The organism is Acinetobacter sp. AOR34_HL, assembly GCF_027854795.1.
GTDB classification, from domain to species: domain Bacteria; phylum Pseudomonadota; class Gammaproteobacteria; order Pseudomonadales; family Moraxellaceae; genus Acinetobacter; species Acinetobacter junii.
This window is the reverse complement of sequence record NZ_JAKTID010000011.1, coordinates 1-17052: the sequence shown is the minus strand read 5'-3', so window position 1 is coordinate 17052 and position 17052 is coordinate 1. Positions and strand designations below refer to the sequence as shown.

15 protein-coding genes, 2 tRNA genes and 1 pseudogene are annotated in these 17052 nt (G+C 40.1%); 10 read left to right on the top strand and 8 right to left on the bottom strand.

Annotated elements, in window-relative coordinates; genetic code table 11:
- Positions 1 to 36 precede the first annotated feature (36 nt).
- The 3 genes from MKL32_RS01545 to hisB all read right to left on the bottom strand — a co-directional run bounded on the left by MKL32_RS01545 (position 37) and on the right by hisB (position 1962).
- Entirely contained in the window at positions 37 to 570 is a 534-nt protein-coding gene (locus tag MKL32_RS01545; protein ID WP_151830425.1) for a DUF805 domain-containing protein, read from the bottom strand.
- Between the two features lie 181 nt (positions 571 to 751).
- A complete protein-coding gene (gene hisH, locus MKL32_RS01540; RefSeq protein WP_004909763.1) occupies positions 752 to 1369 on the bottom strand; it encodes an imidazole glycerol phosphate synthase subunit HisH in 618 nt (205 codons plus the stop codon).
- On the bottom strand, positions 1369 to 1962 hold the full coding sequence (gene hisB / locus MKL32_RS01535) for an imidazoleglycerol-phosphate dehydratase HisB (protein ID WP_270900099.1): 594 nt from the start codon (positions 1960 to 1962) through the stop codon (positions 1369 to 1371). The genes hisH and hisB overlap by 1 nt, the downstream gene beginning before the upstream one ends.
- Before the next feature lie 103 nt (positions 1963 to 2065).
- Here hisB and MKL32_RS01530 point away from each other — a divergent pair, with 103 nt between their 5' ends.
- The 4 genes from MKL32_RS01530 (at position 2066) to MKL32_RS01515 (ending at position 4298) form a co-directional block, all read left to right on the top strand.
- A complete protein-coding gene (locus MKL32_RS01530; RefSeq protein WP_004909759.1) occupies positions 2066 to 2443 on the top strand; it encodes a GNAT family N-acetyltransferase in 378 nt (125 codons plus the stop codon).
- Between the two features lie 108 nt (positions 2444 to 2551).
- Positions 2552 to 2627, top strand: a tRNA-Phe gene (locus MKL32_RS01525).
- A gap of 139 nt (positions 2628 to 2766) precedes the next feature.
- Positions 2767 to 2842 (top strand) — tRNA-Phe (locus MKL32_RS01520).
- Between the two features lie 196 nt (positions 2843 to 3038).
- On the top strand, positions 3039 to 4298 hold the full coding sequence (locus tag MKL32_RS01515; RefSeq protein ID WP_249570948.1) for an OmpP1/FadL family transporter: 1260 nt from the start codon (positions 3039 to 3041) through the stop codon (positions 4296 to 4298).
- A 53-nt stretch (positions 4299 to 4351) separates the two neighbouring features.
- On the opposite strand, the gene MKL32_RS01510 is transcribed toward MKL32_RS01515, so the two are convergent.
- The 3 genes from MKL32_RS01510 to ompR form a co-directional block, all read right to left on the bottom strand.
- Entirely contained in the window at positions 4352 to 5866 is a 1515-nt protein-coding gene (locus MKL32_RS01510) for an acetyl-CoA hydrolase/transferase family protein (RefSeq protein WP_004964686.1), read from the bottom strand.
- Positions 5867 to 6017: 151 nt separating this feature from the next.
- Positions 6018 to 7472, bottom strand: coding sequence for an ATP-binding protein (locus MKL32_RS01505; protein ID WP_004964683.1), 1455 nt, complete (start codon positions 7470 to 7472; stop codon positions 6018 to 6020).
- Between the two features lie 17 nt (positions 7473 to 7489).
- Positions 7490 to 8254 carry an osmolarity response regulator transcription factor OmpR gene (gene ompR / locus MKL32_RS01500; RefSeq protein ID WP_004657337.1) on the bottom strand — a complete coding sequence of 255 codons (765 nt, stop codon included), beginning with the start codon at positions 8252 to 8254 and terminating at the stop codon, positions 7490 to 7492.
- 318 nt (positions 8255 to 8572) lie between these two features.
- Here ompR and MKL32_RS01495 point away from each other — a divergent pair, with 318 nt between their 5' ends.
- From MKL32_RS01495 to MKL32_RS01475, 5 genes and pseudogenes are all read left to right on the top strand, one after another.
- Complete coding sequence (locus MKL32_RS01495) at positions 8573 to 10930, top strand: Tex family protein (protein ID WP_112987244.1); 2358 nt, start codon at positions 8573 to 8575, stop codon at positions 10928 to 10930.
- Between the two features lie 169 nt (positions 10931 to 11099).
- Positions 11100 to 11930 (top strand): annotated as a pseudogene (locus tag MKL32_RS01490) (AraC family ligand binding domain-containing protein).
- A 79-nt stretch (positions 11931 to 12009) separates the two neighbouring features.
- The gene (locus tag MKL32_RS01485) at positions 12010 to 12720 is read left to right on the top strand and encodes an AzlC family ABC transporter permease (RefSeq protein WP_099947963.1); all 711 of its coding nucleotides are present in this window, start codon (positions 12010 to 12012) and stop codon (positions 12718 to 12720) included.
- Positions 12717 to 13034, top strand: a complete 318-nt coding sequence (locus MKL32_RS01480; protein ID WP_004909748.1) for an AzlD domain-containing protein — start codon at positions 12717 to 12719, stop codon at positions 13032 to 13034. The genes MKL32_RS01485 and MKL32_RS01480 overlap by 4 nt, the downstream gene beginning before the upstream one ends.
- Before the next feature lie 93 nt (positions 13035 to 13127).
- Positions 13128 to 13892: an HD domain-containing protein gene (locus MKL32_RS01475; RefSeq protein WP_270900098.1), complete on the top strand. Its 765-nt coding sequence runs from the start codon at positions 13128 to 13130 to the stop codon at positions 13890 to 13892.
- Positions 13893 to 13949: 57 nt separating this feature from the next.
- On the opposite strand, the gene MKL32_RS01470 is transcribed toward MKL32_RS01475, so the two are convergent.
- A complete protein-coding gene (locus tag MKL32_RS01470; RefSeq protein ID WP_270900097.1) occupies positions 13950 to 15242 on the bottom strand; it encodes an MFS transporter in 1293 nt (430 codons plus the stop codon).
- 203 nt (positions 15243 to 15445) lie between these two features.
- Positions 15446 to 15823 (bottom strand): MerR family DNA-binding protein, encoded by a 378-nt coding sequence (locus tag MKL32_RS01465; protein WP_004909736.1) that lies wholly within the window; start codon positions 15821 to 15823, stop codon positions 15446 to 15448.
- Between the two features lie 103 nt (positions 15824 to 15926).
- On the opposite strand from MKL32_RS01465, the gene MKL32_RS01460 reads away from it, so the two are divergent.
- Positions 15927 to 16979, top strand: a complete 1053-nt coding sequence (locus MKL32_RS01460) for an SDR family oxidoreductase (RefSeq protein WP_270900096.1) — start codon at positions 15927 to 15929, stop codon at positions 16977 to 16979.
- The last annotated feature ends 73 nt before the right edge of the window (positions 16980 to 17052 follow it).

The window sequence follows — 17052 nt, the reverse complement described above, 5'->3', positions numbered from 1 at the left end:
AAGTTTTCCCACTTGGCTTTGAAAAATAGACTTGGTTTATTCTGCATATCTATTCATTTGTTCCATCTGGAGCTGTTGGCTTTTTTGAATATAGTTTTGGTAAGCAGGAATTGCGGACGCAGCCATGGCTAAAATGCAGAGTGGAAGGATAATAATGTATATCCAAGCTAATACTTTTTCCCAAGCTTGAGTAATACGAGGTAAGCCATAATTATTTGCATTTTCATCACCCTTTGCACAACTCAAGTAAATAAAAAATAAGAAGTTGATGAGTGGAATAATCATCACTAATGACAACCAACCTGTTTGATTGCGATCATGTAAACGGCGGATTGAGAAAACAAAGCTGAAGTAGATCATTGCAATATAAACAATGATAAAGAGTCCACCAAATACATACATCGATGAACTTGTCGTTGAAGGACTCAACGCTGGAACAAAAAACGCTGCGATAATACCCAAAATGAATACGAAGACCACGAGTAACATATTCCAGCCTAAGTAAGAGAGTCTGCCAAAACGCCCATTTGCACTAAAACCTGAATCATTTGTTTGAAGCTGAGAAGACATATTATTTTCCTGTAGTCTCTGATTTTTAAATTTAATTTTGAAATTATCTGTTGTTTGATTTTTATTCAAAGTGTTTGCATGATATGCAAAAAATAATGAGAAATAAATAGATAAGGCAATTAAAAAAATAAAGCCAATTTAAAATTGGCTTTATTATCAGGAACTAAACTTGTTCAAATCCTTAGATTTTCCATTCCACAAAGTTTTTTAACAACTGCAAACCAGCAGTATGACTTTTCTCTGGATGGAATTGGGTCGCGAATAAATTGTCTTTGTGAATCGCGGTACAGAAGTTCACACCATAATCACAAGTTGCCGCTGTAACTGTAGAATCTTTTGGTTCGACATAGTAGCTATGTACGAAATAAAAACGAGCATCTTGCTCGATGTTGTTCCACATTGGATGACTTGGATCAAGTTGATGTACTTGGTTCCAACCCATGTGCGGAACTTTTAAATTCGGAATTTCAGGGAAGTGTTTGACTACACCCTCAAAAATACCCAAAGCTTCTACACCACCATTCTCTTCAGAGCTTTGTAGCAATGCTTGCATGCCAACACAAATCGCGAGTACAGGTTTGTTAAAAGCCGCTTGACGAACGACTTCATCAATTCCTGCCTCATGCATGCCTTGCATACAGTCACGCATGGCACCTACGCCTGGGAACACGATTTTATCCGCTTGGGCAATCAGCTTAGGATCATTAGTCACATCAACTGTTGCACCTACATGCTCTAGCGCTTTGGCTGCTGAGTGTAAGTTGCCCATGCCATAATCAAGTAAAGCAATACGCGTCATTACAAGCTACCTTTCGTTGATGCAATCATGCCTTCGGCACGAGGATCAACCTCACACGCCATACGTAAAGCACGTGCCAAAGCTTTGAATACACTTTCGATCTGGTGATGGCTATTTTTGCCTTTTAAATTGTCGATATGTAAGGTCATCAACGCATGGTTGACAAAACCTTGGAAAAATTCTGAAAATAAATCGACATCGAATGTTCCGATACGGGCACGTGTGAATGGAATATCCATAAACAAGCCTGGACGACCAGAGAGATCAACGACAACACGCGAAAGTGCTTCATCGAGTGGTGCATAGAAATGACCGTAACGACGTAAGCCCTTTTTATCGCCTAAAGCTTGCGTAAAGGCTTGTCCCAAGGTGATTCCACAGTCTTCGACGGTATGGTGATCATCGATTTCCAAGTCACCATCGCAATGAATATCGATATCAAATAGACCATGGCGCTTGATTTGATCAATCATATGGTCTAAAAATGGAACTCCAGTGTTGAGTGTGCCTTGACCAGTACCATCGAGATTGAGACGAACTCGAATTTTTGTTTCGTTGGTATTTCTTACCACTTCACTGATACGTTGCGTCATGGACACGTTCCTCAAAAAACGTCAAAAATGATTGAATTAAAAACCAAAGTTTCGCTGTGACGAAAAAGTGACAGCATCATAGTTTGCTCAGGAGGGTTAATCAATGCCTATTACCGTACATGCTTACAGTTCACTAGAAAATCTAGGAATTCGTACCCAGCTAGAGCGACTTTATGACACCAGTCCAGAGTTTGGTGATGGGCAAGATGCAATGCAGCAACTTGAACAAGATCTACAGCAATATACCACAGTTTATACCGCTGAATTTAACACCAAAATTATAGGTGCAATCTGGGTCACAGGACAAGGTGAAAGCCGTGTTTTGGAATATATTGTTGTACATCCATCCAATCGCGGTCGCGGTGTGGCAGAACGCCTCGTTGAGGAAGTTTGCCGTATCGAAGAAGAGCAGGGCGTAAAACAGTTTGAACCTGGATGTGGCGCGATTCATCGTTGTCTATCACATCTTGGAAAAATCTAATCGCGAGCTAAATATGGGTTCTAATTGGAGTTAAATTAAACACTTAATCTAAAAATCCTTAAATTAACTTGACGGATTTTGACAAACATTGTTTAATACGCCCACTTTGGCGCGATAGCTCAGTAGGTAGAGCAACGGATTGAAAATCCGTGTGTCCCCAGTTCGATCCTGGGTCACGCCACCATAGATTCGAAATTTCAATCCCTGATCCCATCAGGGATTTTTTTTATCTGGACTTTTTTGCCTGAAAAATGGGCAATCAAATCAAAAGCTCAGGATAATTGTTGACTATTTGCTGTAGATACGGCTTAATACACGCCATTGGCGCGATAGCTCAGTAGGTAGAGCAACGGATTGAAAATCCGTGTGTCCCCAGTTCGATCCTGGGTCACGCCACCATATTCAAAAACCCCAAACTAATGTTTGGGGTTTTTTTATGGGTTAAATTATGCGTAATTCATATTTAAGTCTTTCTAAGTTCTATATTAAAAACTCTTTATGAATAAAAAGAATATGCATCTCAATTTTACTTAGTTATATGAATAAAAGAAAAACAATATACTTGTGAATATATTATTTTTATTGAAGATAAGTTATGCAAAAGTTTATTGGGGTAGCTCTTCCAGTTGTTCTTTTATCGGGTATAGCACAGCACGCATCTGCGACTACAGGCTATTTTATGCATGGTTATGGCGTGAAAGCCCAAGGTCAAGCTGGTGCCTCTATCGCTGCATTTAACGATGCGCTCACTATAGCGAGTAATCCATCAGGTTTGAGCTGGATTGATAGCCGTGTAGATGTTGGTGCGACCCTATTTAATCCTAAACGCTCTGCTGAGATTGAGGGGAACTTAGCAGGTGCCAATGGACAATACAGCGGTAATGGTCGTGAATACTTTGTACTGCCTGAATTTGCGATCAATAAGAAAGTAAATGATAGCGTTGCTTTAGGCTTAGCGATTTATGGCAATGGTGGTATGAATACGACCTATAAACGCAATCCTTATGCTGAATTTGGTAATACAGGCGAAGCGGGTGTTGATTTATCTCAGATATTTGTCTCTCCAACGGTTGCATGGCGCTATAGTGAAAATCAATCAATCGGGATTGCGACAAATTTTCTTTATCAACGTTTTGAAGCGAAAGGAATTTCTGGTTTTGCCCCATTTTCAAATGATGGAAAAAATCTAAGCAATAAAGGTAAAGACTCTGCTACAGGGATTGGGGTGCGAGTGGGCTGGAGTGCGAAATTAAATGATGTCGTTACTGTCGGAGCAAACTATGCGTCAAAAATTGATGCAGATAAATTTGATAAGTATCGCGGTTTATTTGCTGAATCGGGTGATTTTGATGTTCCTGAGAGTTACGGGATTGGAGCGAGCTTCAGGTTAACCCCTGCTTTGACTGTATTAGCGGATGTACAGCGAATCAATTATTCGGATGTTGATTCGGTCGGTAATCCTTTTAGTTTAGCTTCTGTGATGCAAGGGAATACTTTCGGATCAGAAAAGGGACAGGGTTTCGGTTGGAAAGATATTAACGTCTATAAGTTGGGAGCAAGCTATCAAGTCAATCCACAACTCACAGTGCGTGCTGGTTATAGCCATAATGATCAGCCTATCCCACAAGATCAGACTTTCTTAAATATTCTAGCACCAGGTGTGATTAAAGATCATATTAGTCTAGGCGCGACGTGGGATATTGACCGAGCGCAAGAGTTAAGTGTTGCCTATACCTATGGTTTAAAAGAAACCGTAAAAGGCAATCAGTCTATCCCGACAGCATTTGGTGGGGGTGAGGCAAATCTAGAAATGGATCAACATATCTTAGGTATATCTTACGGTGTGAAGTTCTAAATAGAAAAAGGCTGAATCAACAGATTCAGCCTTTTATTTGCTACAAAGGAAATTTAAGCTGTTTTAGCTAAAGAACCGTTCGATAGCATATGACCTGTTTCTTCAAAATTTGCATGCCATGACAATGCTTCACGAAGAATATGAGGCGTATGTCCACCACGCTCACATGAACGATCAAAATAATCGTTTAATGCTGCTTGGTAGAGTGGGTGTACACAATTATCGATAATCACACGTGCACGCTCACGCGGCGCTAAACCACGAAGGTCAGCCAAGCCTTGTTCTGTCACTAGAATATCAACATCATGTTCACAGTGATCAACATGGCTCACCATCGGCACGATCGAAGAAATATCTCCACCTTTTGCGATTGACTTGGTGACAAAGATTGCCAAGTGCGCATTACGTGCAAAATCACCTGATCCACCAATACCATTCATCATCTTGGTACCACAAACGTGAGTTGAGTTCACATTGCCATAAATATCAAATTCAAGGGCAGTGTTGATCCCAATAATACCTAAGCGACGCACAATTTCAGGGTGATTTGAAATTTCTTGTGGACGTAAGACTAATTTATCTTTGTAGTGCTCTAGATTGCCAAATACACGCTCGCCACACTGAGCTGAAAGTGTAATTGAGCTACCAGAAGCAAACTTCATTTTACCTGCATCGATCAACTCAAACGTACAGTCTTGAAGTACTTCAGAGTACATCACAAGATCTTCGAAGTTTGAATCTTTCAAACCAGTGAGAACAGCATTTGCAATAGAACCAATACCCGCTTGTAAAGGACCCAAGTTTTTCGCTAAACGACCAGCAGCAACTTCTTTCTCAAAAAATGCAATCAAATGATTCGCAATGCCTTGAGTCTCATCATCTGGCGCCGTCACTGTTGAAGGTGAGTCAGCTGTATCGTTGAACACGATACCGACGATTTTTGCAGGATCGATTGGAATCGCAGTAGAGCCGATACGATCATCCACTTGAGTTAAAGGCAGTGGCGTACGCGTTGGACGATAGGTTGGGATGTAAATATCGTGTAAGCCTTCAAAGTTTTCGCTGAGTGATGTGTTGATTTCTACAATCACTTTTTCAGCGAAAATTGCAAAGCTTGCCGAGTTACCAACGGATGTTGTTGGAACAATGTGACCATCTTCAGTGATTGCGACCGCTTCAATCACAGCTACATCTGGACGTTTGAGCTGCTGATTACGCATTTGCTCAACGGTTTCAGATAAATGTTGGTCAATAAACATCACTTCGCCGTTATTAATTGCACGACGTAAGGTATTGTCAACTTGGAATGGCATGCGGCGCGCAAGTACACCTGCTTCCGTCAGTTGTTTGTCTAAGTCATTTCCGAGACTTGCACCAGTAATTAACGTGATTTTTAACGGATTTTTTTTGGCTTGTTCAACCAGTGCTTGAGGAACAGCTTTTGCCTCTCCTGCACGAGTAAATCCGCTCATACCAACCGTCATATCATTTTCAATAAAGCGAGCAGCCTGTTCTGCACTCATCACTTTGTCGTGTAGAGACGCAAGGCGAATACGACTTAAAGACATCATCCATTCTCAATATTGCTTTTTCATTAGATATGGATTTTAGCGCTAAAAAAGCAAAAGGGAATTGGACTACGGCTAAGGTCTAATATGTGAAATAGAAGATGATTTGCGAGGAAAAATACGAGACATTTTTGACTGGTCTCATATTGAATTAGAAGTGTTCACTAAGTGTTTGTTTAATCTTGCTAATCGTATTTTTCTCAGTCTCTTCAACATGAGGAGTCACGATTGGTAAAGAGATCACAACTTCTAAACCACCTTGCTCACGATTGCGAATGCTAATTTTACCCTGATGAATATCCACAATACGTTTTACGATTGCAAGGCCAAGTCCGCTACCTTGAACAGTGCGCGCTGAATTACCACGTACAAAGGGTTGCATGAGTTCTTCAACTTGATCGGGTGGAATGCCTTCACCATGATCAGCAACAGTGATGAGGATGTGTTCGTCTACATGGCTTGCAGAAAGTTCAATCGGTTCGGCACCATAGCGTTTCGCATTATTGATTAAATTGGCGATCAGACGCTTTAAAGAGAGACTACGAGCAGGAATAATAGGTAAATCCTGCATTTCAAAACGTATATCTAATGGTTTGAATTGAATGACGAGTTCTTGCAGCAATGTGTTGATATTGGTATCGGTGAGTTCTTCATCCGATCCATCACGCATGTACGAAATGAATTGGTTGAGAATCGCATCCATATCATCAACATCATAAATTAGACCTTCACGAAAGAATTCATCGGGTAGCATTTCTGCAGTGAGACGAATACGCGTCAATGGTGTACGCAAATCGTGAGAAATCCCAGCCAACATAATTTGACGGTCTCGCTCAGTTTGTTCAAGCGTATAAACCATATGGTTAAAAGCTTGGTTCACCTGACGAATTTCTAAAGGCCCGTGATTAGTATCTAAATAAGGTGCTTTACCTGTTTTACTATAACTATTGGCGGCATTTTGTAATCGACGCAATGGACGATTCATTTGGCGAACTAAGGTTAAAATAATAATTGAAGATAAGATCGGTACACCAAATAACCATGTTGCAATCAGTTCAACACTGTAATTGGTATAGGTTTTTAGTGGTTCACGCACCCAGTTACCATTCATCTCTGGAGTTTGAATCCAGATACGAGGAATTGGTTTAAATTTAAAATAAACGGTGACGTTATCAACACCTAACTCTTTGGCAAGTTTGGCTTCGATTTCATCAGTAAATAATTCAGCTAGAAATTTGTCTTCAATCTTTGGAAATTCTTTAGGATCAGTGATGTATTCGATACCAATACGGTTTTTTAACCATGTATCAATATCGACTTCTGTATCACGATGCAAAATTCGAATATCAGGATTATTGACCAGCTCTAATTCAATTGCGAGATAGCGTGCATGTTGTTGTAACTCTGGCAAATACAAAGTTCGCCAGAAGAACCACAAAGACATAAATAAGCTGAAGAATACGGTGAACAGTACCAAAATAGTGGTACGCATCGCAGCGGAACGTGGTTTGATCTTATCTAAGAAACGTTCCCACTTGGTACGTGGTCGTTCAGAGTAAGATACAAACTCAGTAAAAGTTTGAGGGTCAATGGGTTCCAGTTTCAACGTTGAAATTCCTGAACTTACTCAGCACCATCTGGAACAAAAACATAGCCTACACCCCAAACGGTTTGAATATAACGAGCGCGGGCAGGGTTGTCTTCGATTAAACGGCGTAAACGAGACACTTGAACATCAATCGAACGCTCCATTGCACCCCATTCACGACCACGTGCTAAATTCATCAATTTATCGCGGGTCAAAGGTTCACGTGGATGTTGAACCAAGGCTTTTAATACAGCGAATTCACCAGTCGTCAAAGTCACGACTTGACCTTCACGAGTAAGTGTACGAGTTGAAAGATCTAAAGACCATGGTCCAAAGCTAACAACTTCAACTTGTTGGCTCGGTGCACCTGGTACTTCACGCACTTGGCGACGTAATACAGCACGAATACGAGCTAAAAGTTCATTTGGGTTAAATGGTTTCGGTAAATAATCGTCTGCGCCAGCTTCCAAACCTGCAATGCGATCAGAGTCACTTCCACGTGCCGTCAACATGATAATTGGAGTATCAATATTAGATTGGCGTAATCTGCGACAAATACTTAAGCCATCTTCGACAGGAAGCATGAAATCAAGAACGATCAACGAAAACAATTCACGTTGTAATAAACGATCCATTTGTGTCGCGTCATGAGCAGTTTTGACTACAAAACCTTTATCTTCTAAAAATCGTTGCAAAAGCGTACGCAAACGCACATCGTCATCGACCACTAAAATGCGTTCGACTCGGTCTGTCTCATGGTGTACGGTTTCCGTCGATTCAGCAGGTACAACTAAACTCATGATGTGCTCCTTTATCGTTTATTGTCATCGTAATTATGCAATGTCAGGCAGTATACGATTCATTGCACAGGTTTGGCTATGTTATAAAGCAACAAATATTGCCAATAAAATCAAGAGATAGATACCAAACATATACAGGTAAAATTATGACAATCAATCTATTTTTCAATATTTAGCTGAAAAAATCTTGGGATTTTAGAAACATTGATCAATTTGCATAATCTACTCGTAAAATTTTCAAAAAAACAATGGTGGATTTTATAGCCGTGGACTTTATAATCAGTGCTTTTAGAATTAACCCTTGTGGAATCAATCACGATGACTGACTTAGTTCAGCAGTTGGCAAATGAACTTGCCGTACGTCCAAACCAAGTAGAAGCTGCTATTCGTTTAATTGATGAAGGCGCCAGTGTTCCCTTTATTGCACGTTACCGTAAAGAAGTCACGCAAGGCTTAGACGATACTCAATTGCGTCAACTCGACACACGTTTGGCTTACCTACGTGATTTGTACGAACGTCGTGAGAAAGTGATTCAATCTTTACAAGAACAAGATAAGTTAAGTGATGATTTACTTGCACGTGTAAATGCGGCTGAAACCAAGAATGCATTAGAAGAAATTTATGCGCCGTATCGTCCAAAACGCACAAGCAAATCTTTCAAAGCGAAAGAAGCGGGTTTAGGGCCGATCGCAGAAAAGATTTTTGCTGAACAAGTTGATCCTACAGAAGCATTATCAGGCTTCAGCCATGAAGACTACCCAGATCTTGAAAGTCAGTTGGATGCGATTCAGCATATTTTAATTGATGATTGGGCGCAAAATATTGCGTTAACCACTGAATTAAAACAAACTTTTTCTAAAACTGCTGTGCTAAAGAGTGCTGTGGCATCTGAAGAGAAAAAAGAAGTTGGTAAGAAATTCCGTGATTACTTTGAGTTCTCTGAAAACTTAAACAAAGTTCCTTCACACCGTTTGTTAGCGATGCTACGTGGTCGTCAAGAAAATGTATTAGGTTTAAAAGTGGATGGTGAAGATGATGCACCATTGGCGCGTATTGAAACTGAGTACAACTTAGACCAAGTACAACCACAGAGTCGTCAAGATTATTTAAAGCAAACTGCAAAATTATTCTGGTTAGGTAAGATTCGTCCACAGATTGAACACTCATTGCTAACAGATAAGCGTCTATCTGCTGAAGCTGAAGCAATGGATGTATTTGCAGAGAACTTGCGTCATTTACTTCTATCTGCACCAGCAGGTGGTCGTGTTACTTTAGGTGTTGATCCTGGTATTCGTACAGGGGTAAAACTGGCAGTGATTAGTAAAGCTGGTGATGTCCTTGCACACAGCACGATCTATCCATTTGCACCGAAAGAAGATAAAGAAGGTTCGATTGCGGAGCTTGCGCGTTTATGCAGAGAGTTCCACGTGGAACTTATTGCGATTGGTAATGGAACAGCAAGCCGTGAAACAGAAGCTGTTGTTGCTGAAATGATGGCGGCAAATACGGATCTGAAATTAACACGTATCACTGTAAGTGAAGCAGGTGCATCTGTTTATTCTGCAAGTGAATTGGCTGCACAAGAACTTCCAGAACTTGATGTATCTATTCGTGGTGCGGTTTCAATCGCTCGTCGTTTACAAGATCCATTAGCAGAGCTTGTAAAGATTGATCCAAAATCAATTGGTGTAGGTCAGTACCAACACGATGTAAACCAAACAGGTTTAGCAAAAACACTAGATGCAGTTGTTGAAGACTGTGTGAACGCGGTGGGTGTGGATGTCAATACAGCATCTCCAGCGATCTTGGCTTATATCGCAGGTTTAAACAAAGCGATTGCACAACAAATCGTTGAATATCGTAAAGAAAACGGACGTTTTGATAATCGTCAAGCATTGAAGAAAGTTCCACGTTTAGGCGAGCGTACTTTTGAACAATCAGCTGGTTTCTTACGTGTTCAAGATGGTTCTGAGCCATTAGATGCATCTGCTGTTCACCCTGAAAGTTATGGCTTGGTTGAGAAAATTGTTGCCGCAAAAGCAACAACTGTAAAAGACATCATTGGTAATACAGAAATTATTCGCCAAGTAAAAGCAGAAGAGTTTGTCGATGACAAATTCGGTTTGCCGACGATTCAAGACGTTTTAGCAGAATTGGAAAAACCAGGTCGTGACCCTCGTCCTGAGTTCCGTACAGCGAAGTTCCGTGAAGACATTACCGAAGTTGCACAACTCACTGAAGGTATGCAGCTTGAAGGCGTTGTAACCAATGTAACCAACTTCGGTGCATTCGTGGACGTAGGTGTACACCAAGATGGTTTAGTGCATATCTCTGAACTTGCAAATGAATTCGTTTCTGACCCACACAAAGTCGTGAAACCAGGTCAGATCGTGCAAGTTCGTGTGATGCAAGTTGATGTTGAACGTAATCGTGTGAACTTGAGTATGCGTGCTGAAGGTTCTGCGCCTACTAAAGCACCACGTCAGCAGCAGCGTCCACAGCAAGAGCGTACTGAGCGTTCAGAACGTAAGCCTCAAGGTCAACGTCCTCCACGTAAAGAGGGCGACTTTAAGCGTCCGCAAAATAACAAGCCAAAAGCTGAAAAACCACAAGAGCAAAAAATCGGTGGTTTAGGTGCTTTGTTATTACAAGCAGGGATTAAAGGCTCTAAATAAGCTAATCTGTTAAAAAAACCTTCCTTCGAGAAGGTTTTTTTGTTTGTGGTTAGAAATGATTTAATAAAGTTGTAAATAGATTATGAAATGTAAAACAGCAATTTTATTCTATAAATTTCATCAAATCGAGCTAACCTGAGCTGATGCCTACACTGCAATGGAGGTCGTGATGTCACGTAGACCTCGTGAACAAGTCGATTATTTACACCTCGAAGAACTCGGTGGTTTAGAAATGTTGAAAGCCAGTTACTTTCAGCAGGAGTTCTCGCGACATGTTCATGAAGGATTTTGTATCGGTGTGATTGAAGAGGGTGCGCAACGTTTTTATCGTACAGGGGGCAATCATGTCGCACCGCAAGGCGATATTATTTTGGTGAATGCTGATGAAGTACATACTGGCTCATCTGCGGTAGAAACAGGCTGGCGTTATCGAGCAATTTATCCAACTCCAGAAATTTTCCATGAACTGACGCGTGATCTCACGACTATTCATGGCACAGCACCGTGGTTTAGAGAAGCCGTGTTGCATGACGAAGGTTTGGCACAGCAATTACGATTACTATTTGATTTGTTAGAACAACCGAGCAATACCTTGCTCAAACAAACCTTGTTCTTATCGACGATTGCTTGGCTAATCTCAAAATATAGCCAAACAAAACCGCATGCCGCTGACCTCAGTAATGCAAAAAAGCGTATTTTAAATATTAAAGAATTAATGGCGAGTATGCCTGAGCAAGAGTTTTCACTCATCGAATTGGCTGAAATGGCGAATCTGAGCCAGTGACATTTTTTACGTCAATTTAAAAAGCATGTTGGACTCTCACCACATGCGTGGTTGATCCAAGCGCGATTACAGAAATCACAAAAATTATTGAGACAGGGTTTGAACTTATCAGAAGTTTCACAGCAATGTGGTTTCTCAGATCAAAGTCATTTTAGTCGGCATTTTCGTCAAACGTTTGGTATTACGCCAGGCGGTTATATTGCTTATCTCAAATAAAAAACAGCAATTTTATACAAGCTTGGATGATCTAGATTTGGCATAGTCATTGGGTTTTTAATCAATGATTGTGATGTAGATGTTAGCTGAAAACATAGATCATACCCCGATGACCGAATCACGGGCATTTTTAAATGGAGTGATCAAAATACTTCCATTGTGTTTTGCCGTATTACCTTGGGGCTTGTTGGCAGGTTCGATGGCGATTCAAGCAGGCCTTACAACCATGCAAGCCATTGCAATGTCTGCACTTGTCTTTGCGGGTGCAGCACAGTTGATGACCTTGGGTCTAGTGATGGCGGGTACACCTGCGTTAACGATCATTATTTCAGTTTTTCTGATTACTACACAGCATTATTTATATGCTTTGTATTTGCGAGAAGATATCTCCAAACAGCCCTTAAAAAATCGTTTGATGCTGGGTTTTTTGCTGACGGATGAGTTGTTTGCGGTGAGTATTAAAAAGCAACAACATTATATTCATTATCTACTTGGTGCTGGACTTTGTTTTTATTTGTGTTGGGTACTGTTTAGCGCTTGTGGTGTATTCCTTGCTACTGCAGTCCCTAATTTAGATCAATACCATCTCGATTTTTCCATCGTGGCAACCTTTATTGCAATCGTAGTTCCATTTATTAAAAACTTAAATACTTTGGTTGGTGTTCTTGTTTCAGTCACATTAACGGTGGTTTTTTTAAGTCTAGGGATTAAAAGTGCGGCAATCATGGCTGGAGTGATCGGGATGTTTGCTGCGACTTGTTTACAGAATTTTCGGGAGCGTAAAGTATGACTTGGTTTATCCTGATTATTCTGGCACTAGTTGTATTTATGAATCGCTATATATTGCTTGAACCTAATCTTCCTTTGCGACTGCCGAAATGGTTTCAACAATCTTTGCAGTATTCTGCTCCATGTTTATTGACTGCAATTGCCACCCCAATCGTGTTTATGGATGAGCATGGTGCATTTCGTGAGAGCTTACTCAATCCTTATTTTCTCGCCACAATTTTGACGATTTTGATTGCTTATGTAGTTCGTCATACCTTATTAACGATTATATTAAGTTTGGCATGCTTTTATGGTTTGGTATTTTGGTTGAATTAGTTGATTTCTGGAACGTTTATTATCCTGAGTTGACATCTAAACAGAATACTTATAAAAATTAGAGTAATTACTCTAATTTTATTGGTGGATCAAATGCAAATCGGTCGACAGGTATGGATGGTTCAAACTTCAGGTGATTTATCCTTAACAGATCGTATGACATTGTTAAGTCATAGTTTGCTGCCTGTACTTCAGCAAAGTGTAAAAATGTATGCATTTGCAAGCAGTATGACCAAAACTCCAAAAATATTACAGATAGATGATTTGCATTTGCCTGATAGTGTCGAGATCAAACACGCAATTGAAAAGATGCAGTCCTGTAGCTCAATTGCCTTACAAAATCATTGTTTGAGGACTTGGTATTACGCCGTTGCATTTTCCAAGCTTCAAAAGCTAAAAATGGATGAGGAGTTATTGGCAGTTTCATGTTTGTTGCATGATTTGGGAATGACTGAGCAGCATTACCAACACCATGCAAACTGTCGCTGCTTTGCAGGACAGGGCGCTTATGCAGCCAAAGATTGGTCAATACAACGTGGTTGGCAAACACCACGTGCTGATCAATTATTTGATGCGATCAGTGTGCATATGAATCCATTCGTGGCGCTTGAGGATGGTGTAGAAGCTCATTTACTACAACAAGCAGCCAGTTGTGATGTGATAGGCAGCCGTGGTTTTGAGTTCTCTACTACATTCAGAACACAGTTAAATCAACAATATCCACGTTTAGATTTTAATCAACATATGATTGAATTCACACAACATGAAGCTCAAGCTCGTCCGAAATCACGTACTGCGATGGTGGTACAAAGTGGGTTTAAATATTTAGTTAAATTTAATCCTTATCTTGATCAATAAAAATAAAAAACCACTTTTAGTAGAACAAAAGTGGTTGATTTGATGGATTAAATTTTATCAGTGGTCATGTTTTAAATATTCAGGTTTTTTCGGTAATGCCCAACTACAGAAGAAACAAATGATCAACATGATAATGACATATACGAAGAATGTATTTTCAATGCCCGCATCTTTGAATAACAGTGCAACAGAAGGAGCAGAACCACCAAATAGTGCATTACCCACTGCATAGGAAAAACCAACACCTAATGCGCGTACATGAGGCGGGAACATTTCTGCTTTGACCAAACCGCTAATGGAAGTGTAGAAGCTCAACAACATCATCAAGAAAATGAGCAATAAGGTAATAATCACAGGCGAGTCTGCAAAACTACGCATTCCTGTCACCATCACGGGATAGATGAAAATAGCACTCAATAGACTAAAAGCGAGCATAGAGGCACGACGGCCAATTCGATCAGACAACATTCCAAAAAAGGGTTGAGCGATCATAAAAACAAATAAAGCAGTGGTCATGATAAACCCCACTGTTTTACCATCCATGCCAATATTGGTTAGGTAGGTCTTTGAATATACAGTCACTACATAAAATGTCAGTGAACCTGCTGAGGTATAACCCACCACCAATAAGAAAGTTTTCCAATGTTGCTTTAATAGTGCAATTAAGCTTCCCGATTCTTCACGTTCAGCATCTTCATTTGATAAGGTTTCTTCTAAACGGCTACGTGCAGCTAATGAAAGTAATGCAGCGACACCACCAATCACGAAGGGAATACGCCATCCCCCATCATTTAATTGTTGTTCGGTCATGAAGCCCAGTAAGATGACCCCAAGTAAGCTTGCTAGTAGTTGGCCTCCTGATAAGGTGACGTATTGAAAAGAAGCAAAAAAACCACGCTGACCTTTTAAACCCAGTTCACTCATATAGGTGGCAACTGCACCATATTCACCACCTACAGATAACCCCTGTAATAAGCGAACCATCAGTAATAAAAATGGAGCGAGCATGCCGACTTGATCATAGGTTGGTAGGGCAGCAAAAAGAAATGAGCTGAGTGCCATCAGGCAAATCGAGATTACCATCGATTTTTTACGACCATGCCGATCAGCAATTCGTCCAAACAACCAGCTACCAATTGGACGCATAAAGAAACTCGCTGCAAACACCCCCCACACATAAATGGCTTTGGTCGTGGGTTCCATATCTGGAGCGGTTAATGCATGAGTAAAATAAGCAGCAAAAACGGCATAGATATAAAAATCAAACCATTCCACTAAATTCCCTGATGCTGCACCAACGATGCCTTTAATACGGCTCGTTCTTTCTTCCTTGCTATATGTCTGACTCATATCTGATCCTTTCTACACTAAGCAAGATTCTGTTACTGAATCTTTACCGTTTGTTATATACCGCTAAAAAAGCATGAAAATGATACTATTTTGTATGCTTTTTATGACTGTATTTTTAGATGGTGAGAAAGACTTGAGAGTTCTGTAAGGCTTTAGCAGTAAGAATATAGTGATAATTAAAATAGTAATTTTTTAAAAAACAATTACTTTAATTGTGGAATAGAACAATCCCTTCGCAAAGGACACGGTTCACCTTGAGTGAATTGGCTCAGCATGTTTCGAATTTGTTGGAGTTGAAAGATTTTTTCATCTATCGCCGCGAGTTTTTCTTGAAAGATATTTTGCATTTGATGCGCAGGTATTTCTTGTTCTGAGGTCATTTCTAAAATTTGTTTAATTTCATTGAGTGAGAATCCCAAATTTTTTGCCGTTCGAATTAATAACAGTTGTTGCAAAGTTTGCTCTGGATAGTCTTTGTAGCCATTAGCGCAAGTAACTGATTGTATAAGCGCCATTTTCTCATAAAAACGAATAGTATCCTTACTTAATTCGCTATGTTTAGATAATTGTCCAATCAACATAATAAGACCTTTTTATTTTTGAGTTTTTATAAAAATACCCTTGACCTTTGAGTGTACTCCACCCTTTAGCCTATTCCTACAACGACAAAAAAGAGTCATTCAAATGAAACAAACAACTTTAAAAGTAGAGCAATCTTTACAAGTCGCATTTGTTGCTGGTGCTACAGGATTTGTTGGGCGGTTTTTGATTGCTGAATTGCTACAACAAGGACATCAAGTTTTTGCATTACTCCGTAATAAAGCTCAGCAGCAAAGACAGCTCGAAGATTGGCTGAGAAATCGAAATATAAGTTTAGAGCGTTTTCAGTGTGTGCAAGGTGATGTGACGCAAGTTGATTTGGGTATAGAGAGCAGCACTTGGGAACAATTACAGCAAGTGAATACTTTGTACAACAGTAGTGTATTGTTTGCTTGGGATTTAAGTATGCGACATGCGCGCAAGGTTAATGTTGAAGGGGCGCTGAATTTACTTTCAAGTCTGAATAAATACTGCAAATTAGATCGTGCCATCCACGTTTCAGGGTACATGTTGACTATTCACTCGCATTTACAACAAGCGGGAATTTGTCTCGATCAACCTGAAACCACTGATTGGAATAGGGTTTATCAACAATTGGGTGCGTATGAGGCATCCAAAATTGAAGCTCATTATGCATGGATGAGATTGGCAGAAGAATTAAAGATCGATTGGACCATCATTCATCCAGCAACTGTCGTGGGCGATGCGCTTACGGGAGAAATTCCTGACAATCAACCGATTGCCCAAATGGTGGATTTATTAAAGCGGAAAAAAATGGGTGCAATACCTGCTACACCTCAACATTATTTGCCACTGGTGACAGTAGATTACTTGGTGAAAGTCATGGCACTTGCTGCAACCGAGAACAGTTTAGCCCAACGTGAACTGTTGGTAGCTCATCAACAACGTTTTGTTTTAGCTGAGATGTTTAATATCATCGCTACACAAGTTAATCAGCAAGCACCTACACGCTATGTGCCTTTAGCTGTCTTAAGAGTGATACTAAAATGGAAATGGCTGGCTCAGAAGTTAGAGATATCTAAGGAAATGTTAGATTTTATTCGAACTGAGCCACTGAATACGACTTCATTGTCTCAACTGATTCAAAAGTGGAATATACTAGGACTTACGCATTGACGGATTCAAAAAAGTACTAAAATACTTTATAAAGTATCTGTGATCAGACGAATTAAACATGCTTCTACAGCAA